This is a genomic window from Microbacterium sp. ProA8 (genome assembly GCF_039905635.1).
Classification (GTDB): Bacteria; Actinomycetota; Actinomycetes; order Actinomycetales; family Microbacteriaceae; genus Microbacterium; species Microbacterium chionoecetis.
Genome location: NZ_CP157000.1, coordinates 2,538,069 through 2,557,700, shown reverse-complemented (window position 1 = coordinate 2,557,700; position 19,632 = coordinate 2,538,069). Strand labels below are relative to the sequence as shown.

Sequence of the window (19,632 nt, the reverse complement as noted above, 5' to 3'; positions counted from 1 at the left end):
CGCGCCGTCGGCAGCGGTCATCGGGCGGCGAAGCGCGCCTCGACGGCGGCGGAGATCACGATGTCTTCGGGCTGCAGCTGCACCGCCGGCCCCCCGCCGGCGGCGTCGCCCGCGAAGGAGGCCTTCGCCATCAGCATGCGCCCCGGCGGGGCCATCTCGGGCCGGTCCTGCCGAGCGAGCAGTCCGAGGTCGGCGAGTTCGAGGGCGGTGACGTCGGCGAGCCCGAGGGCACCGGCGTAGGCCGTCGCGCGAGCGACGGCCACGCTCACGGCCTGGGTGGCGACATCCCTTTCGACTCGCGCCCGTGTCTCAGGCGTCAGCTTCCATTCGATCCAGCCGAGTTGGACGCCCTCGCGCTCGGCGACCTCACCGGCCCACCACGACAGCACGGCGAAGTCGGCGAAGGTGACCGAGAAGTCGACGCTGGCGTGGTGCACGGGGGCCAGACGCCTGCCCTCGGGATTCCAGGGTCGCTCCGACCACACCGACACGCGCTGGCTCGTCCACTCGATGATCGTGCCCGCCGACTTGCGAGCGGCGAGGTCATCGCGCACCGGCTCGGTGAACGCGGCCATGCGCTCCACCACCGCGCCGCGCTCGGTGCCCTCGGAGCGGATGGTGAGGTGCGCGATCGCACGCTCGGGGGCGATGCGGGTCTCGTGCTCCCCGCGGACCGTGATGACGACGTCGCTCATGAAGCCGACTCTACGCACCGCGCGCACAAGATCCGAGACATCTTCATTCAGGTGCATCCATATCCACCCTTCGGAGGGAATCACTTTCCGATGGGCGGCGACCGACCGCCCCGACGAAGGAGGACCACCGTGCGAAACAAGATTCTCGCGGGCATCGCCGCCGGGGCCATCGCAGGCCTCGGTCTGATGGTCGCACCCGCCAGTGCCAGCACTGCCGACGGTGCCGTGCTCTCGGTGCTTCACGGCATCCCCGAGACCCCGGTCGACGTGTACGTCAACGGCGAGCTGACTCTGGACAACTTCCAGCCCGGCGATCTTGCCGGACCGCTCGACCTCCCGGCCGGCGACTACGAGGTCGCGATCACGGCTCCGGATGCCGCGGATGCCAGCGCCCCGGTGCTCGGACCGGCGACCCTGACGCTCGCCGCCGGCACCAACTACACCGCCGTCGCGCACCTGAACGAGGCTGGACAGCCGACGCTCACACCGTTCGTCAACGACACGTCGAGCACCGCCGCAGGCGAAGGACGCCTGACCGTTCGCCACGTCGCGGCGGCCCCCGCCGTCGACGTCCTCGCGGGCGGCACCCCGGTCATCGAAGACCTCACCAACCCCAACGAGGCGAGCCTCGACCTCGCCGCGGGGACGATCTCGGCCTCCGTCGCGGCGGCGGGGACGACCGACCCCGTCCTCGGGCCGACCGATGTCACCGTCCAGGAGGGTGTCCTCACCGTCGTCTACGCGTGGGGCAGCCTCGAAGACGAGAACCTGGCGGTCGCCGTCCAGACGGTGTCGGGCCTGCACTCGGCCCCGGACGGTGTCAACTCTGGCACCGGCGGTCAGCTCGCCGAACGCGACGCGATGATGCAGTCCATGTTCCTGGTCGCCGGGCTGGCGCTCGCGGCGGCGGTCGCGGCATCCGCTGTCGTCGTCGTCCGGACACGGGCGAACCGCTGAGGATCTGCGACATGGCGAGGACGACCGCAGGGGCGCTGGCCGCCCTTGCGGTCGTGCTCGTGCTGGCGGGGTGCGGCTCGGAGCAACCCGAGAGCAGTCCGCCGATGACGGCACCGACCACGACGGCGCTCCCCACGCCGACCCCCACTGCGGTGGTCGAGGTGCCGGTCGCGGCGGCCACTCCGACACCGGCGCGCACCCCGCAGCCGCCGGTGCGGGTGGTCGCCGCCTCGCTCGGTGTGGAGGTTCCGGTGGTGCCCGTCGGCGTCGAGCAGGGCGGCTTCATGGAGCTGCCCGTCGACCCGGCCGTCGCCGGCTGGTACCGGTTCGGGTCCGATCCGACGAGCGCCGACGGCAATGTCGTGATCTCGGCGCATGTCGACGCCCCGGGGTATCCCATCGGCCCCTTCAGCCGGCTCCGCGAGCTGGTCGCCGGCGACGTCGTGGAAGTGGCGGATGCCGCCGGCACGACGCACCGCTATGCCATCGAATCCGTCACCTACTTCCCCAAGGCCGAGCTCCCGGTAGAGGAGCTGTTCGCGCGCACGGGCACGAAGGCGCTCGTGCTCATCACCTGCGGTGGGGAGTTCGACTCCACGACGGGCCGATACGCGGATAACGTGGTCGCCATAGCGACCCCGCTTCCCTGAGCCGGCGACGATGCCGCTCTTGACGAGGACGAGGACGAGAGGACACAGCGTGGATGACGCGCACGAGCGGGAGCTGAGCGATCGCTTCCGACGCGGCGACGAACGCGCACTCGAGGAGATCTACCGCCGGTGGTCGCCGGTCGTGTTCACCATGGCGCTGCGCTTCGTCGGCGATCGCGGCGACGCCGAGGACGTCACGCAGAAGGCCTTCGTATCGGCGTGGACCTCGCGGGAGCGATTCGACCCGACGAAGGCGAAGCTCTCGACGTGGCTGATCGCCATCACGCGGCGTCGGATCGCGGACACCCTGGAGGCACGGACCCGGGTGCGGGCGCTGCAGGCCGAACTGCAGCGGTTCACCACGCCGGACGATGTCGTGGGCGGGGAGGTCGACCTGGGCGACCGGCTGCTGCTCGCCGATGAGATCGACCGGCTCGAGCCCGACGCCCGGCGCGTGGTACGACTGGCGTTCTACGACGATCTGACTCATGAGCAGATCTCAGAGCGACTGGGCATGCCGCTCGGTACGGTGAAGAGCCACATCAGGCGAAGTCTCACCCGTTTGCGCAGCCGATTGGAGGTAGGCCATGTCGCACCTTGACCCCGACCGCCTATCGCTGATCGCGCTCGGCGAGCCGGCGACCGACGAGGAGCGTGCGCACCTCGACACGTGCGACGAGTGCGCGCTGGAGCTCGCCGAACTGGAGTACACCGTGATCGTCGGCCGCTCGACGGTGGGCGTGGGTGACCTCGAGGCGCCGCCCGAGCGCGTGTGGGCGGGCATCGCCGAGGAGCTGGGGCTCGGCGCCGCGGACCGGATGTCGACCGCCGGCGGGATTCCGGCCGCGGACGAGCGGGAGCGGGCGGCGACCGCTGACGAGCCTGAGCGCGCTTCGGCTGCGGCATCCGTCTCCGACGACGAGGAATCTCCCGGGGCTCCGGCGCCCGCGCGGCGGAAGCGGAGGACCAGGATCGTGTTCGCTCTTGCGGCGAGCATCGCGCTGATCGTCGCCGCTGTGGGGACGTGGACGCTGGTGCGCGAGACGCAGCCGGTCGAGATCGCAGTGGCGACCCTGGACGCGTTCCCCGCCCACCCCGATGCGTCGGGCACGGCGGTGATCGTGGAGAAGCCGGACGGCGCGCGGCAGGTCCAGGTCGATCTCGAGGCCGCAGAGCCGAGCGACGGATTCCGCGAGGTCTGGCTGATCACCGAGGATGCGTCGGCTCTTGTGAGCCTGGGCACGCTCGAAGGCAGCACCGGGGTCTTTCCCGTGCCCGACGACATCGATCTGCGCGAGTACGTGCTCGTCGACGTCTCGCAGGAACCGGCCGACGGCGATCCCACGCACTCGGGCGACTCGATCGTCCGCGGCGAACTCGGGTTCGCCTGACCCGAGCCGCGGGCCGGCACCTCACGGCGTCGGTGTCGGCTCCGGGGTCGGCTCCGGCGCAGGCGCAGGTGCGGGCTCCGGTGTCGGCTCGGGCGCAGGTGCGGGCTCCGGCGTCGGCTCGGGCGCAGGTGCGGGCGCCGGCTCCGGCGCGGGCGCCGGCTCGGGCGCGGGATCGATCGCCGGCGCGGGATCGGTCGGCGGCGCCGGTTCCGTCGCGGGGGCGGGCTCCGTCGCCGGCGTCGTTTCGGTCGCCGGCGCCGGTTCGTCCGCCGGCGACGGTTCGCTCACGCCATCGGGTGGCGGGGGCTCCACCACGCCGGGCACGGCGGCCTCGACGTCCGAGAGGGGTGTCGGCTCAGGTGTGGGCGACGTCGCGGGGGCAGCCGCATCCGGCTCCAGCGGCGGCGCAGCACCGACGATCTCCTTGATCTCTTCCTTGACGACGTCGAGAACCGCACTGATCTGGGCGAGCGAGTACGCGGTGATCCGGGTACCGAAATCCAGCAGCGCCTGCCAGACCTCGCCGAGCGCTCGCAGCTCCTGCTCACCCGGCTCCTGCTCGAGCGACAGCACGAGCTGGCTGGCCAGCGCCGCGGTGACGCAGGAGCGGCAATCGTAGTTCGCGGCGACGGCGAGGTTCTGCGGGACGACGGCACGCGCATCGTCGATGATCAGCACCACCTGGAACGCGACGGCGACGGCGACGCAGTCGGTGCACGAGGCGTAGGCGTGCGCCTCGTTGACGTTCGTGATCTCGACGTCGTCGACCCAGACCATCGCGAAGGCCACGTCGTACGCCACGCCGCCGTCCTCCGTCACCACCGCGAGCGCCTGGTTGTCGCCCTCTTCGGGAGGCAGCGGCTTGTCGAAGGGGAACACCCAGGTGCCGTCCCAGGCGGTCAGCGTCGGCCCCGACGGCTGGGGAGTCGCGGGAACGAGGACCATGGCCAGCATGGGGTCGGCCTTCGTCGGCAGCGTGGTGCCCCGATCGAACGTGGTCACCAGGGGCTCCCCGCTCGTGAGCCGCCGCTCCGCCGCCGCGCCGATCGGCGACGCGATCGGCGACGCCTCCCTCACGGGCAGCACGGTGCGCGGGCCGGAAGCCGGCGCGCTCGCGCGGTCGGGCAGAATCGCGGTGATGGTGCCGCGCTCGTCGGGCTGGATCGGACGGTAGTTGTCCTCACCCGGCCACCACGCCCACGCCAGCCCACCTGCGACGGCAAGACCGACGATCACGGCCACGCCGCGCTTCGGGGTCGACCCGCGGCTCCACCGCAGCAGCCCGCGGAAGAACCGGAAGCCCACGCGTCCGAGCACGAGCGCGCAGGCGAGAACCGGCAGCGCCACCGTCAGCACCTGGAGACTGTACGCGGCGACATCGAGCAGGCGACCGTTCAGCCCGGCGTCGACCACGGCCGCGACATCCGTCCCCATCGCCGATCCCGCGCTGCCGAGCAACCGTGGCACCGCCCGCACCATCGCATAGAGCATGAATCCCATCAGAGGAACCGTCACCAGCACCCACGCGGTGATGAGCACGCGCGCGCGGACGGTCAGGACACGCTGGTCGGGCGAGTTCCAGCGATGCGGCAGCAGCCCGAGCAGTGTGGGCTTGATGCGGTGGTACAGATCGGGGACGCCGGCGAGGTCGGCCAGCACGTGGTAGCCGTCGAAGCGCAGCAACGGGAGCAGCTGCGTCACCATCTGCAGGATCTGCGTCGCGACCAGCAGCAGCAGCGCCTCCCAGCCGGTCGTGAGCCACCAGAAGTAGGTGAGCACCACCACGATGGCGTTGAAGTACAGCCCGCCGAGGTCGGTGCGGATGCGGCCCGGTCGCCCGAGCCGGTAGCTGTCGGTGACGTCGGTGTAGAACGCCGGCCAGACCACGTACAGGCCCGCGCCCATCGAGCCGGGCACCCCGCCGCTGTAGCGGTGTGCGGCCGCATGCCCGAACTCGTGGAAGCCGGCGGAGATCACCGACACCACGAACACGAGCAGCAGGAGGTGGGGCCGTTGGAACGCGTCGTAGGCGGATGCCGCGAGCCCTCGCTCGAAGAACACCCACCCCACGATCGCGACGAACGCGAAGACGAGGGGCACGACGAGCACGGGACGGAACAGGAACCGGAACGGGTCGGTCAGTCGTCGCGTCGTACTCGGCTTGGTCACCGCGAGCCGCGGCTTGAGTGCCAGGAGCGGGTCGGACCGCCGCAGTTCGGGCTCGGACCCGTCGGCCTTGCGCAGCAGCCCGAGGGGCCGCAGGTGCCGGTCGACCAGCGCCTGGACGTCGGCGGCCGTGACGGCGCGGCCGGTGGCCCGCCCCACGGTCTCGGCGATCTCTGTGACTCCGCGCCGGCCGTCGACGGCGTCGAGCACGTGGTAGAGCAGCGGGGTCAGCTGGAGCACCTGTCCGTCCGCGCGCCTCACCAGCGAGGGTGAGGTCCGGTAGCCGGACCCCACCATCGCTCCGATGAGTTCGACACCGTCGACGCGGGTGGGTGCGTCGACGAGCGTTGTCACGGTGTGGTGGTGTCAGCCGAGTCGACGCTCGGGTCGGACGCCGGGGCGTCCACGGTTTCGACGGCAGGCATTTCGACCGCAGGCACGGCAGCGTCGTCGGTCGACGCGGTGTCGTCCACGGTGTCGACGGCGGGCATCTCGACCGCAGGCACGACGACATCGTCGGTCGACGCCGTGTCGTCGTCGTCGACCGGGTCGCCCTGGTCGATGTTGGACAACTGGTCGGACGTGCTGATCGCGCTGCCGCTGATCACCTGCGTGATCACCGCCTCCTGCTGGGCGATGGCGGTGGCCTCGGAGTTGTCGGCGAGGATGTTCGCCGCCACCGAGGCATCGATCGGCGCCGCCACGTTGGCGTTGGCGGCCACGGCGCCGTTGATCGGTGCCGCGAGATCCGCATCGAGGTCAACGTTGACGTCGACGTTCAGCAGATCGCCCTTCAGCAGGTCGCCGGTGTTGAGCCGGCCGAGCGCGTCGGTCACGTCGTCGATGATCTCGCCGACGGTGCCGAGCAGGTTGCCGGCGGCATCGAGCACCTGCCCCGTGAGCGGGTTCAGCGCACCGATGACGGTGCCGAGGGAGTTGACCACGTTGCCGGTCGCGGCATCGAGGATGCCGATCACGTTGCCCGCGGCATCCAGCACCGTCGTGCCGTCCACGAAGTCGGTCACCGTGCCGAGCACGTTGCCGAGGGTGTCCAGCACCTCGCCTGTCAGCGGGTCGAGCGCTCCGACCACGTTGCCGGTCGCATCCAGCACCTGCCCGGTGAGGGCATCCAGGATGCCGAGCACCTGACCACCCGAACCCACGACGGCTGCACCGTCGACCAGGTCGGTGACCGTGCCGATGAGGTTGCCGGCCGCGTCGACGACGATTCCCGACGTCTCGTTGAGCGTTCCGATGATGGCGCCGTCGGCGTCGATCACGTTGCCCGTGGCGGCATCCAGGACGCCGATGATCGCGCCCGTCGAATCGATGACGACGCTGCCGTCGATCGGGGCGGCATCCGCCAGCGCGGCGCCGTCGGCCATGAACTCGCCGGTACCCGTGCCTGCCATGAGCAGGGAACCGTCTGCGGGATCCTCGTTCTCGGTCGTGTCGGACTGATCGATGGTGCTGTCTTGCAGCGCGGTGGCGATCGCGTCGGCCTCGACGGTCTGGGTCACCTGCACCGCCTGGTCGGACATGGCCTGGGCCGACGAGCCGTCGGCGAGCAGGTTCGCGCTCACGGCCGCGTCGATCGGTGCGACCACGTTCGCATTCAGTGCGATCGCGAGGTCGATGGGCGCCGCGCCGTCGATCGCGAGGTCGATATCGGCTGCCAGGTCGAGGATCGAGACGACCTCTTTGGCAGGTAGCGCGATGATTCCCTCGCCCGCCAGTTCTTCGGCCGTCAACGGCCTCGGGGTGTTCGTGCTCATGATGGGTGTCCTCCTCCGCCGGGCCGGCGAGGGAGCCCGACGTTGTCGTTGGGAGGCGACAGGGTAGCCCGCCGACCTCGAAGCCGACTGACCTGTTTACGAATCGGGATCTCGGGCGTACCATGTGCACGCTGGGAGGGGTGATTGTCGCGCCCCGGTGGCGAGGCCACCGCCGACGGTCGGGACGAGGCGTCCGTGATCATGACATCGGCGCGGGATGGCACACGATCGGTCTCGGCGCAACCCGCTCCATGGCCGACGCGGCCTGTTCTATCGTCGTCCGCACGGACCCACGACGGCGGAGGAGCGACGCGATGTCCCGCAATGTGAGGGTGCTGCACTGCACACCCGAGGACGTGTTCGAGGTGCTGAGCGACGGTTGGCTGTATCCGTCGTGGGTCGTCGGGGCGTCCCGTATGCGAGAGGTCGACGAGACGTGGCCGATGGCGGGCGCAGAGCTGCATCACTCGTTCGGAGTCTGGCCGGCGCTCATCGACGACAAGACGGTGGTGGAGGAGTTCATCCCGTCGCGGATGATGGTGATGCGGGCGCGCGGCTGGCCGATCGGCGAGGCGCGCGTGACCATCGACGTCAAGACGCGCGGAGACGGCTGCGTCGTGCGCATCCAGGAGGAGGCGATCGCGGGACCGGGCCGGTTCATCCCGCAGCAGCTGCTCGACATCCCCCTGCACTGGCGCAACGACGAGACCCTGCACCGGCTCGCGTACCTCGCCGAAGGGAGGGCCGCCGGCCGCCTCGAGGCGACGACGGCCGAGAAGGAGATGGCCGACACCGGCGAGGAGCACCACACGGATGCCGGGGCTCGCGCCGCCACGGCCGCATCGGCGAGTGCCGACCCCGCGGATGCTGCCAAACTGCAGGGAGATGAGCTCGCCGACGCCGTGTCCGGCACCGGTGGAACGGAGGGTGCGATGTCGACGAACGCCACGGAGCCCGAGCCTGCTCCGGTCACGAGCACCGACGGCGTGGAGCAGGCTGACGCGACAGGACAGCCGCTCGACCTCGAGGACTCATGGAACCCCCTGGCCGGCGCGGGGGAGTCGGAGCCCCTCGCTCCCGACACCCCGAAGCCCGGTGAGTCGGCGGCGGACGCGGCATCCGACCCCGCGCCCAAGCCGTCACGCAGCGGCGCCAAGCCCACAGGAGCCAAGACCGCCGGGGCCAAGCCGGCCGGAGCCAAGCCCACCGCGGGCACGCCCACCGGAGACCCGCCCGTGGCGAGCGAATCCGCCGGGACCGAGGCGCCGTCACCGTGAACACCCGCCCCAGGCGCGGCGGCGGCGATCTCGACGCCGTCGTGGTGGGGGCCGGCCCCAACGGTCTCGCCGCCGCCGTCACCCTTGCCCGCGCGGGATTGCGCGTGCGGGTGTACGAACGCGCCGACCGGCCCGGCGGCGGGGCGGCCACACGGGAGCTGACGCTGCCGGGGTTCCACCACGATGTGTGCTCTGCGGTGCACCCGATGGCCTTCGAGTCGCGGTTCTTCCGCGAGTTCGGTCTGCGTGAGCGCGTGGAGTTCGTGACGCCCGACGTCTCGTTCGCGCACCCGCTCGACGAACGCCATGCGGGTGTCGCCTACCACGATCTGGGGCGCACCGCCGAGGCGCTCGGCCCCGACGCGCTGGCATACGCCCAGTTGATGCGCCCGCTCGTCGAGCACTCGACGCGCGTCGCGGAATTCACCGGGTCGCCCCTGGTGCGCATTCCGAGCGACATCCCGACTGCGGTCTCGTTCGGCCTGCGCGCGCTCGAGCAGGGAAGCCCAGCGTGGAATCTGCGCTTCCGGCAAGACGTCGCTCCCGCCATGCTGACCGGTGTCGCCGCGCACACGATCCTGTCGATGCCGAGCGTCCCCGCCGCCGGCGCGGGGCTGGCGCTCACCGCCTATGCGCACGCGCGCGGCTGGCCCATCCCGATCGGCGGCAGCCAGGCGATCATCGATGCGATGGTCGACGATCTGCGCGCGCACGGCGGGGAACTCGTCGTCGACCACGAGGTGACAGCGCTCGACGCGCTGCCCGACGCCACCGCCACTCTCCTCGATGTGACACCCAAGGCGCTCATCCGGCTGGCCGGCGACGCGATGCCCGCCCGCTACCGGCGGGCGCTGCAGCGCTTCCGGTACGGGGACGGCGTCGCCAAGGTCGACTTCGCGCTCAGCGACCCCGTCCCGTGGACGCACGCCGAGCTGCGCCGCGCGGGCACGGTGCATCTCGGCGGCACACGTGCGGAGGTGGCGGATGCCGAGAATCAGGTGAACCGCGGTCGCCTGCCCGAACGCCCCTACGTGCTGGTGTCGCAGCCGTCGCTGTTCGACACGACCCGGGCCCCGGCGGGCAAGCACACCCTGTGGACGTACACCCACGTGCCCGCCGGGAGTGCGGTCGACCGCCGCGAAGCGGTCACCGCGCAGATCGAGCGGTTCGCCCCCGGCTTCCGCGACACGATCCTCGCGGCGAGCTCACGCACGGCGCGCGAGGTCGAGCGGCACAACCCGAACTATCCCGGCGGTGACATCGCCGCCGGCGCTCCCAGCCTCTGGCAGCTCGTTCGTCGCCCGGTGCTGAGCCCCGACCCGTGGCGCACGCCGATTCCCGGCGTCTACCTCGCCTCCGCGTCCGCAGCTCCCGGCCCCGGCGTCACGGGTCTGCCCGGCTGGTTCGCCGCGCTGAGTGCGCTGCGCAATCAGTTCGGCATCCGGGCGCTTCCGGACCTTTCGCCGCGGGCGACAGGCTCCGTGGGGGCAGCGCGGCCGTAGCGTGCGATACCGCGTCGATGACCCTCCGGAGGCGCCGCAGGCCGAGGCCCGGCGATTGAGGATGTCGCGCGTCGCTCGTCGCGACGCGATGGGCTCGGCGTGCGCTGCGCGGGGATGTCAAGGGGGACGACCGCAGGAACGGATGCCGCCTACCGTCGCTGCATGGACCCGCAACACGAGAATCCCGACGCCGCGTCATCACGACCCGCCGAGTCGCGGCTGAGCCCGCTGTCGGAGCAGGAGTCGCTGCGCAAGGACATGAGCTACAGCCCCGCGAGTGAGAGCGAGACGCAGGAGAAGCAGGCCGATCCCCTGCCCGACACGGTTGATGCCGACATCGATCCCGGCGACGTGCGAGCCGTCCCCGGCACGGGCGGCCCGGACGATACCGGAGACGTCGATGTCGATCCCGGCGAGCTCAACCTGCCCGGTCGCTCGTCGCTCGAGGCCCCATGAGCCGGGCAGCCGCGCACGTCGTGGTCATCACGGGCGCATCGAGCGGAATCGGCCGTGCGACGGCGCGGATGTACGCCAAGAAGGGTGCGCGGCTCGTGCTCGCGTCGCGCAGCAAGGACGCACTCGAGGCCGTGGCAGAGGAGTGCCGGGCCCTGGGTGCGGTGGCGCTGGTCGTGCCGACCGACGTGTCGCACGAAGGCCAGGTGCGCGCGCTCGCCGCGGCCGCCCACAGCGAGTACGGCCGCATCGATGTGTGGGTCGGCAATGCGGGCGTCTTCGCCTACGGCGCCTTCGAGCATCTGCCGTCCAAGATGTTCCGGCAGGTGCTCGAGACGAACCTCATGGGCCAGGTGCACGGGGCACGTGCGGTGCTGCCGTATTTCCGGCGCCAGGACTCCGGCGCGCTCGTCATGGTCGGCTCGCTCTACTCGCGCGTCGGGTCGCCGGCCATCTCGCCGTACGTCACGAGCAAATGGGGTCTGCTCGGCTTCGCCGAGTCGCTGCGGCAAGAACTTCGCGGTACCGGCATCCGCGTGCGCGTCGTGCTGCCGGGAACGATCGACACCCCGATCTACCAGCACGCGGCCAACGTCACCACGCGGCACGTCCACCCGTTGCCCCCGGCGTCGTCGCCCACGCGGGTGGCGCGTGCCATCGTGAGGGCGCCGCATCGCCGGCGTCACGCCGTGTTCGTCGGCCGGTCGCAGACGGTCGTGCTTCCGGTGCATCGCTTCGCACCGCCCGTCTACGACGGGATGGCGGGGTGGCTGATGGACAACGTGGAACTGCGTGGCGAGGGCGCCGACGTGACGACGGGCACGGTGTTCGACCCGCCGTCTTCGGCAAGCCCAGCGACGGGAGGTTGGCGGTCGCGCCGCGGTCCCGTGGCGATCGGCGCGGTCGCCGCCGGCCTCGTCGCGATCGTGTTGTCGCAGCGCCGCCGCTGGGCCGGCGCCTCGCTCAGCGCCTGATCCGAGCCGGGTTCAGCGGAAGCCGTCCATCTGGGTGCGCTCGTCAGCGACCCGCACGCCGTAGTGGTAGGCGAGCTTGCCGCCGAGCCATCCCGACACGCCGAGGGCTGCGAGACCGACGATGCTGAGGATGAATCCGACGATGCTGACTTCGTCCTGGTCGTCGGCCGACAGCCGCACGAGAAGGTTGATGAGGAACAGCACGGTGACGCCGAGGTTGAGTGCCATGTGGATCGTCGCGGTCCTCCGCGCGTCGGTGCCGCGGCCGAGCTGCAAGTAGTCGAGGAAGCCCCAGACGGCGGCGAGCACGGCGCCGACGAGGCCGATGACGATGAGGATCCAGGCGCCCTGCACGTACGGCGCGGGGTCGTCCGAGACCAGCCCGATGATGTCGAAGACGATGCTCGCCACCCATGCGCCGATCGGGATGGTCACGAGGATGGGGTGGAAGGGGTGCCCGTAAGGCCCGGCGAGAGCCGACCGGGGCTGCTTGGCGCGCTGCTGGGGGGTGTTCTGCGACATCTCGATCTCACTCCTTAGGTGGGTGGCCTCAGCCGACCATCACCGGCGCGGTCTCGCACGGGCCTTGACAACCCGGCCCCTGTCGCGGAACGCGCTCACCGACCATCCGTTTCCGCCGGGAATGGCGGGGGAGCGGCATCCGTTGTATTCTGATGTGCTCGGATGCTTCGGCGCCCGGGTGTTGGCAACTCCACAGTGTGACAGCGGCCCTTCGCGAGAAGGAACCACCTCGATTCGAGGACACGGGGATGATCGGTTTCGACATCGCCTGCGAATCTGCGTGAAGCGGGCCGAGGATGCAGGGTTATCTCGTAAACGCTCCTTGCAAACCAATAACTGCCGAAAAGAAGCAGTCCGCGTTCGCCCTCGCTGCCTGAGCAGCGAGCCCGACGCCGTCAATCCGTGACTGATCCCGTCACGGGTATTGGCGTCATCTAGGGATCTTGCTGCGTGACGTCGCCTGAGCGTCACGCGGGACTCTTATCAGGATGGGCTCGTCGACTTAGGTGTCTGTGACAAAGGTCGGAGCCGAGTAGAACGCTTTCACAGACTGCGCCCGGAGAAACCGCAGTTACTCAGCGATGGACGGGGGTTCGATTCCCCCCATCTCCACGTACCGCTGTCACAGAAGAGGGTCCGAGAGCCGCGTAACCACGCGGATCTCGGGCCCTTTTCGTTCGAATCGTCCACAGACGGGTGACGTCATCATCGAGCAGCTCGCCTCGCAACGGAAGGACGAGCCCGAGACCGCGTTCCCCCTATCCGAGGGTGCGCAGTTCCCGCGCAGCCCGACGAGTGGTGACGTAGCGTCGGATCTTCTCGTCGGTGCCGCAGTCCTCCATGCTGCACCACCGCCGGGCGTGGTTGCGGCTCTCGTCGAGGAACAGATAGCGACATCCGCCACACTGCTTGATCCGGTCGAGCGGGCCGGTGAGCAGAAGGCGGATCGCCTCATGGACGACAGGCCACAGCGGGCCGGCGAGGGATCGGTCCTCGTCCCACGTCCAGGCGAAGACAGCCCCGGGCCGCAGTCGCGCGCTTCGGAGCGCCTCTGATTCGTCTTCGCGAAGTCTGCGCAGCACCAGATCATCAGCCTCGCGGCCTTCAACGAGTGCGCGGAACACCTCGTCGAGGTCGTCTCGAATGCCCCGCGATCGGGCGAACGCGGCGTCCGCGGCAGGCGGGTCCTCATGTGCCAGGCGGCGCAGGCGGGCTGCCGCGTTCTTCGAGACGACTCCCGCATAAGCCGCCCACGCCACCAAGCCGGCATATCCGTCGAGCAGGTCATCGACGGGGTCGCCCTGCGGTGGTCCGGTGCGTGTGTTGATGAAGTCCAGCCCCAGGTTGCCGCCGACCAGACGCATCCGGGTCACGTCATCCGATGCGTGCATCCCTACCTCTCGTCGGGCCGATGTCGGAGGTCCTCTCTAGTGTTTCCACTATAAGCACGTTTGCTGGAAACAGGGAGCAGGAGGGGTTTACCATGGACAATCTCGCTGGTCTGGGTGCCGCGCTCGCGGCCATGTCGACCGATGACGGGCGCCGATATGACGGAAGCGTCATGCTCAGTGCGCTTCCAGACGCACCGACCATCGATCGACCGAGACTCATCGACCGCATCCGCCGTCTTCTGCCGAGAGGATCCCGGGTTCGAACATCAGCCTCTGCATTGCCGCCGACAGCTGCGCATCCTTGCGTGGATGGGCGAGCGGTGTTCGAAGTCTGTGCACACTAGGCGCGCGCGGGACTGGCGGGCATTCGCACCCGCGCGGGCGGATCCGCCGGTGCTGCTCGACTGCCCGAGAAGATTCCTTCGCCCGGCCCGCGAGACAGATCGTCCACAGGCGACGGGTGCTGTTGCTCTCGGTCCGCGATGATGGGCGGGTGCCCGCCACAGCTTTCGACATGCTCGGTCCCATCGCCGAGCTCGGCTCCTTTCAGCGCAGGCGGGTACGACGAACCGCGAGCGTGTTGGCGGCAGTGGCGCTGCTGTGCATCGTGCTGATCCTGGTGTCGATGTTCACGCAGGGGGTCGAGGTGACTTTTGGGGCCGAGACACCGGTCCGGTTGCCGATTCTTGCCTTGCTGGCTGCTGTGCTGATGGCGCCGATCGTGTTGTCGGCGGTGTTCCGCTCCCGGCGGTATGGGCTCACCCTGACGAGGGATGCGCTCATCGTCGTGTCGTGGTGGCGCACGCGGACGTTCGAGCGCGGCGAGCTCTCGGCGGCCGAAGCGCTTCCCGGTGTGATGCGTATGAGCGACGGGTTCTTTTCGGGGCAAGGCACTGATGCGGCACCCTTCGCAGTCTGGCTGTCGCCGAGCAACCCTGAGCGACGGAGATTCCCTCTCGGCGTGACGACGGGAACGAGGGAGGCGACGGCGCTCGCGTCGCGGAAGATCAACGCCTGGCTCGCAGTCGAGCCGACCTCCACCTGACGCCGACCGAGATGCCCGGACGCTGACTTATCCGCTGTGGGATCCGCGTCGGGACCGAGGCGAGAGCACAGTCTCCGTCACAGCGACGATGACAAGGTCGCATGCGAGATGTCGAAGTGATCGGTCAGTTCCCGAGAGCTAGAGCGAGACGTCGTTCTCGATGGCTTCGGCCAGATCGTCGACGGCTTCGGGGGCCAGCGAGACGCCCGCGGCTTCGAGCCGTTGCCCGAGCACGTGGCTGACGTCGTCCGACACCCGGCCGTGGTGGATGTCGTCCTCCACCTCGGCGACGACGTGCTCGATGGTCTCGATGCGGTCGTCGTCGAGCGCGACGTGGAGGTTCTCGTTGTGGATGCCCATGCGCTCACCTTGGTGCGGCGGCCATGTCGCGCGCACCCCCTTGACGTGACCGCCGGTGTCGTGCGTCGTTCGCGGCGAAGCACCCCTCAGTCGACTTCGCCGACCTCGAAGGTGAACCCGTAAGCCCGCAGGCGGGCAGCCAGCCGTTCGCCCATCGCCACCATCGGGGTCAGCACGCCTGCCCGGTCGCTCAGCTCATCGAGGGCGAGACTCAGCGCCGACTCGGCGAGCATCACGCCGGTCCCGCCGTAGCCCGGGTCGTACGGGGCAGCCACCCGCGTTCGCCTGGGTGAGCCCTCGACGGGGTAGGCATCGACGTCGAGGACGAACGTGCCGTGCTCGATCGCGCCCCTGCTCGGCCCCGAGCCCGGTGAAGGCAGCACTCGATCCAGGAGCGCCCTCGTCGGGGGGAACGACAGGGCCCCGACGAACCCTGCGGTCGCGAGCGCGACGGCGCCGGCACGCGCGAAGCCGACGGCCCCGCGTCCGGTGGCCACGACCTCGCGGTACCGCATGAGCTGCCCGTAGCTCCAGTCCGTCAGGTAGTTGCTCCGCTGCACGATCTGCTGGTTGTACGCGCCCATGATGAACGGCGCCTGCCACGCCCCGCGCTCCTTGCCCCATCGGCTGCCACGGTGGCCGGGCAGTCGCACGGACGGCCCAGGCGTGAGCGCGTAGGGGTCGCCGAGGAGGCGCCGGGCGGAGGCATCCTGCGCCGCCTCTGCCAGCTGCTGCCGCAGCGAGTCGATCGTTCCGCCGCTGATGCCACCGCGCAGCGATCGCACCCGCAGCGTCGCCGCGACGATGGGCATACCGCCGGCGGCCGCATGCGCGAACCCTAGACCGAGGTCGGACGGGATCGAGTCGAAGCCGCAGGAGTGCACGATCCTGGCGCCGGTCCTTTCGGCCGTCTCGTGGTTCTGCAGGATGCTGCGCGCGACGAAGATGCTCTCACCCGACAGATCGGCGTAGGACGTGCCCGCGCGTGCGCAGGCCGCGGCAACGCTCATGCCGTAGCGGAGGTATGGCCCGACCGTGGTCGCGAGGACGGACGTCGAGGACGCGAGCCGTGCAACGGCCGCGTCATCCCCGGTGTCGACCACGATCCTCGGCCAATCGACGCCGAGCTGCTCCGTCACGCCGCGCAGACGCGACTCGGATCGTCCCGCGACGGCGATCCGCACGCCGTCCGGCGCCGAACGCGCCAGGTGCCGTGCGGTGAATCCGCCCACGAACCCGGATGCGCCGAGGAGGACGATGTCGTGGTCACGCGTGTTCGTGCTCATGCCCCGCGAGCCTAGGTGCGGGCGCGCAGCACCGGCATCCCTCTTGCCTCCGGCAGACGGATCCTCTACGGCGGTGCGTGGGTGGAGCGTGCCGAGCACGCGCTCGCGCGCTGAGAGGATGGGAGCATGACGGCAACACTCGTGACGCGCGGCCTGGCCGGCGGTCACGGCCACCGCACGCTCTTCGATTCGCTCGATCTGACGGTGGCGCCGGGAGATGTCATCGGGGTGGTCGGTGCCAACGGGGCCGGAAAGTCCACGCTGCTGCGGCTGCTCGCCGGGATCGACGAACCGCAGGCCGGCAGCATCACGCTCTCGCCCGCCGACGCCTTCGTCGGCTGGCTGCCGCAGGAGCACGAGCGCGTCGTCGGAGAGACCGTCGCCGAGTACATCGCCCGTCGCACCGGCTGTGCTCAGGCGACGAGGGACATGGATGCCGCGGCCGCCGCGCTGGGCGACCCTTCGCCGTCCGCGACCGGCGTGGATCCCGCCGACACCTACTCGACGGCGCTGGACCGCTGGCTGGCGAGCGGCGCCGCCGACCTGGACGAACGCGTTCCGGTCGTCCTCGCCGATCTAGGACTCGACCTCGGCGGGGCGCCCGCCGAAGAGGCGGCCATGACGTCGCTGTCGGGCGGACAGGCCGCCCGCGTCGGTCTCGCCGCGCTGCTGCTGTCCCGGTTCGACATCGCGCTGCTGGACGAGCCGACCAACGATCTCGACCTGGACGGCCTGGAGCGGCTCGAGTCCTTCGTGAGGGGTCTCCGCGGCGGCGTCGTGCTGGTCAGCCACGACCGTGAGTTTCTCGCGCGCAGCGTGACACGCGTCCTCGAACTCGATCTGGCGCAGCACTCCCACCGTCTCTACGGCGGTGGCTACGACGCCTACCTCGAGGAGCGCGCCACCGTTCGCCGCCATGCGAGGGAGAAGTACGACGAGTTCGCCGAGAAGAAGGCGGATCTGGTCGCGCGGGCGCGCACCCAGCGGGAATGGTCGAGCCAGGGTGTGCGCAACGCCATGAAGAAGTCGCCCGACAACGACAAGATCCGGCGCAAAGCGGCGACCGAGTCCAGCGAGAAGCAGGCGCAGAAGGTGCGTCAGATGGAGAGCCGGATCGCGCGGCTCGACGAGGTGGAGGAGCCGCGCAAGGAGTGGCAGCTCGAATTCACCATCGGCTCCGCACCGCGTTCCAGCACGGTCGTCTCGACGCTGAGCTCCGCGGTCTTCGAGCAGGGGTCGTTCACGCTCGGGCCGGTGTCGGTGCAGGTGAACGCGGGCGAACGGATCGGCATCACCGGGCACAACGGCGCGGGCAAGTCGACGCTCCTTCGGGCGCTGCTGGGCAGGCAGGCGCCGACGGCGGGCACAGCGAGTCTCGGCGCGAACGTGGAGGTCGGCGAGATCGACCAGGCCCGCTCGCTGCTGGTGGGATCACGGCCCCTCGCCGCCGCGTTCGAGGAGCTCGTGCCGGCGATGGAGTCCGGTGAGGTACGCACGCTGCTCGCCAAGTTCGGCCTGAAGGCCGATCATGTGAGCCGGCCGGTCGACGAACTCTCTCCGGGCGAGCGCACGCGGGCGGCGCTCGCGCTCCTGCAGGCGCGGGGCGTGAACGTGCTGGTGCTCGATGAGCCCACCAACCACCTCGACCTGGCGGCCATCGAGCAGCTCGAGCAGGCACTCGAGTCGTATCGGGGCACGCTGCTGCTCGTGACACACGACCGCCGCATGCTCGACGCCGTGCAGCTCGACCGGCATTGGCGGGTCGATGCCGGTCGCGTCACCGAGAATCACTGACCGGACCTCGGGACCAGTCGGCCGAGCGCCGGCAGGCGAGGAGGGTGTGCTCCTCCGCCCGCGGGTGTATCGTGCGGCTGTCTGCGTGCCTCGTTGTCGACGAGCCGCGCGTGGGCGGGGGACTGGGGGTACGACATGGCTGCCAAGTTGCCGTCGTCAGGAGCGCTGCCGGAAGGGCAGCACGCGGGTTGCGACACGTCGGGGCTGATCCTCGTGCACCGCATCCTGCGCTGGCTCTACCGGGAGCTGCCGCTGCTGATCCGCGAGGTGGATGCCGGAGATGTCGCGCGTGCGGCGATCGTCGGCCGGTATGCGCATCTCGACTTCTACGCGCTGCACATGCATCACGAGACAGAGGACATCGCGCTGTGGGACCGGCTCACTTCGCGGGATCCCGGCTGCACGCTGCACGTCGATCAGATGCGCGCCCAGCATGCCGAGGTAGCCGCACAGCTCGCCCGCATCGAGCCGCAGCTGGCTCCCTGGGTTGCGACCGCCGATCCCGGTCTTCGCGATGCGCTGGCTGGTGACATCGAGACGCTCCGCGACACCCTGGGGGCGCATCTCCGGCAGGAGGAGGACGAGATCATGCCGGTCGCCGGGGTCGTGATGTCGCAGCAGGAGTGGGACTGGATGGAGAAGCACACGCGCGAGACCCTGGCCGCCCACCGCAAGGAGCTCGGCAAGGACGTCATGGCGCTGCAGGTCGGGCTGCTGATCGCGAGTGTGCCGGAGGACGAGCGGGAGGATTGGATGCGCGAGAACATCCCCGCGCCGATCCGGCTTCTGTATCTCCTGCTGATGAAGCGCAAGTACGACCAGGCGATGCAGGAGCTCTACCCCCACCGCCCGGTGCCCGAGATGGTGTGACGACGATGTGGCGGCGTGTGAGTCTGGACGCTCGGCTCTCTCATCCTCCGGCGCGGGTGTTTCCGTACCTTGCCGACCCGGCTCGCTGGCCGGAGTTCGCACCGGCCGTCGAGTTCCGACAGCGGATCGACGGGGGGCTGGCCGAGATCGGGAGTCGCTGGTGGGCGGTCGACCGCATCTGGGGTCCCTTCAAAGTGCGGTTCGCCGACGTGCTCGAGCTCATCGAGCCCGGCCATCGCGTGGTCTGGCACTCCACGTCGCCGTGGAACTCGCGGGTGGAGTACGTGTGCGTGGCGGACGGCGGCGGCACCCGCGTTCTCGCCGACTACGAGGGCGATGTCGCGGGCTGGCTCCGGCTGGTGGCCCTGCTGCCGACCTTCGTCCTCCGGCGCATCCTGCTGCGGGACTTCCGCGGGCTGAGCCGTGTCCTCGACGCGGAAGAGAGAACGGCGGCGGCCGGGCCAGGCCGAGATCACCTCATCGGGGGTACGTCCAGCATGTACCGGCGAGCCCCGGTGCGATGA

The 19,632-nt window shown here is 70.2% G+C and carries 18 protein-coding genes, 1 other RNA gene and 1 pseudogene; 13 read left to right on the top strand and 7 right to left on the bottom strand.

Annotated elements, in window-relative coordinates; translation table 11 throughout:
* Window positions 1–17: 17 nt before the first annotated feature.
* Entirely contained in the window at window positions 18–695 is a 678-nt protein-coding gene (locus ABG085_RS11435) for an SIMPL domain-containing protein (RefSeq protein ID WP_347975864.1), read from the bottom strand.
* Window positions 696–824: 129 nt separating this feature from the next.
* Here ABG085_RS11435 and ABG085_RS11430 point away from each other — a divergent pair, with 129 nt between their 5' ends.
* From ABG085_RS11430 to ABG085_RS11415, 4 genes are read left to right on the top strand one after another with little or no spacing between them, the layout of a single operon-like run.
* Complete coding sequence (locus ABG085_RS11430) at window positions 825–1,652, top strand: DUF4397 domain-containing protein (protein ID WP_347975863.1); 828 nt, start codon at window positions 825–827, stop codon at window positions 1,650–1,652.
* Window positions 1,653–1,663: 11 nt separating this feature from the next.
* Window positions 1,664–2,302 carry a class F sortase gene (locus ABG085_RS11425; protein ID WP_347975862.1) on the top strand — a complete coding sequence of 213 codons (639 nt, stop codon included), beginning with the start codon at window positions 1,664–1,666 and terminating at the stop codon, window positions 2,300–2,302.
* A 49-nt stretch (window positions 2,303–2,351) separates the two neighbouring features.
* Window positions 2,352–2,903: a sigma-70 family RNA polymerase sigma factor gene (locus ABG085_RS11420; RefSeq protein ID WP_347975861.1), complete on the top strand. Its 552-nt coding sequence runs from the start codon at window positions 2,352–2,354 to the stop codon at window positions 2,901–2,903.
* Window positions 2,890–3,693, top strand: coding sequence for an anti-sigma factor (locus ABG085_RS11415; protein WP_347975860.1), 804 nt, complete (start codon window positions 2,890–2,892; stop codon window positions 3,691–3,693). The genes ABG085_RS11420 and ABG085_RS11415 overlap by 14 nt, the downstream gene beginning before the upstream one ends.
* Window positions 3,694–3,714: 21 nt before the next feature.
* Here the strand turns inward: ABG085_RS11415 and ABG085_RS11410 are convergent, their stop codons facing one another.
* Entirely contained in the window at window positions 3,715–6,213 is a 2,499-nt protein-coding gene (locus tag ABG085_RS11410) for a hypothetical protein (RefSeq protein WP_347975859.1), read from the bottom strand.
* Complete coding sequence (locus ABG085_RS11405; protein ID WP_347975858.1) at window positions 6,210–7,634, bottom strand: hypothetical protein; 1,425 nt, start codon at window positions 7,632–7,634, stop codon at window positions 6,210–6,212. The genes ABG085_RS11410 and ABG085_RS11405 overlap by 4 nt, the downstream gene beginning before the upstream one ends.
* 314 nt (window positions 7,635–7,948) lie before the next feature.
* Here ABG085_RS11405 and ABG085_RS11400 point away from each other — a divergent pair.
* From ABG085_RS11400 to ABG085_RS11385, 4 genes and pseudogenes are all read left to right on the top strand, one after another.
* Window positions 7,949–8,389 (top strand): annotated as a pseudogene (locus ABG085_RS11400) (SRPBCC family protein); the annotation flags it as partial.
* A gap of 518 nt (window positions 8,390–8,907) precedes the next feature.
* Complete coding sequence (locus tag ABG085_RS11395; RefSeq protein WP_347975857.1) at window positions 8,908–10,413, top strand: NAD(P)/FAD-dependent oxidoreductase; 1,506 nt, start codon at window positions 8,908–8,910, stop codon at window positions 10,411–10,413.
* Window positions 10,414–10,575: 162 nt separating this feature from the next.
* Complete coding sequence (locus ABG085_RS11390) at window positions 10,576–10,869, top strand: hypothetical protein (RefSeq protein WP_347975856.1); 294 nt, start codon at window positions 10,576–10,578, stop codon at window positions 10,867–10,869.
* Window positions 10,866–11,840: an SDR family NAD(P)-dependent oxidoreductase gene (locus ABG085_RS11385; RefSeq protein ID WP_347975855.1), complete on the top strand. Its 975-nt coding sequence runs from the start codon at window positions 10,866–10,868 to the stop codon at window positions 11,838–11,840. The genes ABG085_RS11390 and ABG085_RS11385 overlap by 4 nt, the downstream gene beginning before the upstream one ends.
* A 12-nt stretch (window positions 11,841–11,852) precedes the next feature.
* On the opposite strand, the gene ABG085_RS11380 is transcribed toward ABG085_RS11385, so the two are convergent.
* Window positions 11,853–12,362: a DUF2231 domain-containing protein gene (locus tag ABG085_RS11380; protein WP_347975854.1), complete on the bottom strand. Its 510-nt coding sequence runs from the start codon at window positions 12,360–12,362 to the stop codon at window positions 11,853–11,855.
* Between the two features lie 244 nt (window positions 12,363–12,606).
* Here ABG085_RS11380 and ssrA point away from each other — a divergent pair.
* Window positions 12,607–12,977, top strand: a transfer-messenger RNA (tmRNA) gene (gene ssrA / locus ABG085_RS11375).
* A 143-nt stretch (window positions 12,978–13,120) separates the two neighbouring features.
* On the opposite strand, the gene ABG085_RS11370 is transcribed toward ssrA, so the two are convergent.
* Window positions 13,121–13,753, bottom strand: a complete 633-nt coding sequence (locus ABG085_RS11370) for an ABATE domain-containing protein (protein WP_347975853.1) — start codon at window positions 13,751–13,753, stop codon at window positions 13,121–13,123.
* Window positions 13,754–14,246: 493 nt separating this feature from the next.
* On the opposite strand from ABG085_RS11370, the gene ABG085_RS11365 reads away from it, so the two are divergent.
* Window positions 14,247–14,798 (top strand): hypothetical protein, encoded by a 552-nt coding sequence (locus tag ABG085_RS11365; protein WP_347975852.1) that lies wholly within the window; start codon window positions 14,247–14,249, stop codon window positions 14,796–14,798.
* A 138-nt stretch (window positions 14,799–14,936) separates the two neighbouring features.
* Here the strand turns inward: ABG085_RS11365 and ABG085_RS11360 are convergent, their stop codons facing one another.
* Entirely contained in the window at window positions 14,937–15,158 is a 222-nt protein-coding gene (locus ABG085_RS11360) for a hypothetical protein (RefSeq protein WP_347975851.1), read from the bottom strand.
* Between the two features lie 86 nt (window positions 15,159–15,244).
* Window positions 15,245–16,444 carry a saccharopine dehydrogenase NADP-binding domain-containing protein gene (locus tag ABG085_RS11355; protein WP_347975850.1) on the bottom strand — a complete coding sequence of 400 codons (1,200 nt, stop codon included), beginning with the start codon at window positions 16,442–16,444 and terminating at the stop codon, window positions 15,245–15,247.
* A gap of 126 nt (window positions 16,445–16,570) precedes the next feature.
* Here ABG085_RS11355 and ABG085_RS11350 point away from each other — a divergent pair, with 126 nt between their 5' ends.
* The 3 genes from ABG085_RS11350 (at window position 16,571) to ABG085_RS11340 (ending at window position 19,632) form a co-directional block, all read left to right on the top strand.
* The gene (locus ABG085_RS11350; RefSeq protein ID WP_347975849.1) at window positions 16,571–18,238 is read left to right on the top strand and encodes an ABC-F family ATP-binding cassette domain-containing protein; all 1,668 of its coding nucleotides are present in this window, start codon (window positions 16,571–16,573) and stop codon (window positions 18,236–18,238) included.
* A gap of 135 nt (window positions 18,239–18,373) precedes the next feature.
* A complete protein-coding gene (locus tag ABG085_RS11345; protein ID WP_347975848.1) occupies window positions 18,374–19,108 on the top strand; it encodes a hemerythrin domain-containing protein in 735 nt (244 codons plus the stop codon).
* A gap of 5 nt (window positions 19,109–19,113) precedes the next feature.
* Window positions 19,114–19,632 (top strand): SRPBCC family protein, encoded by a 519-nt coding sequence (locus ABG085_RS11340; protein WP_347979177.1) that lies wholly within the window; start codon window positions 19,114–19,116, stop codon window positions 19,630–19,632.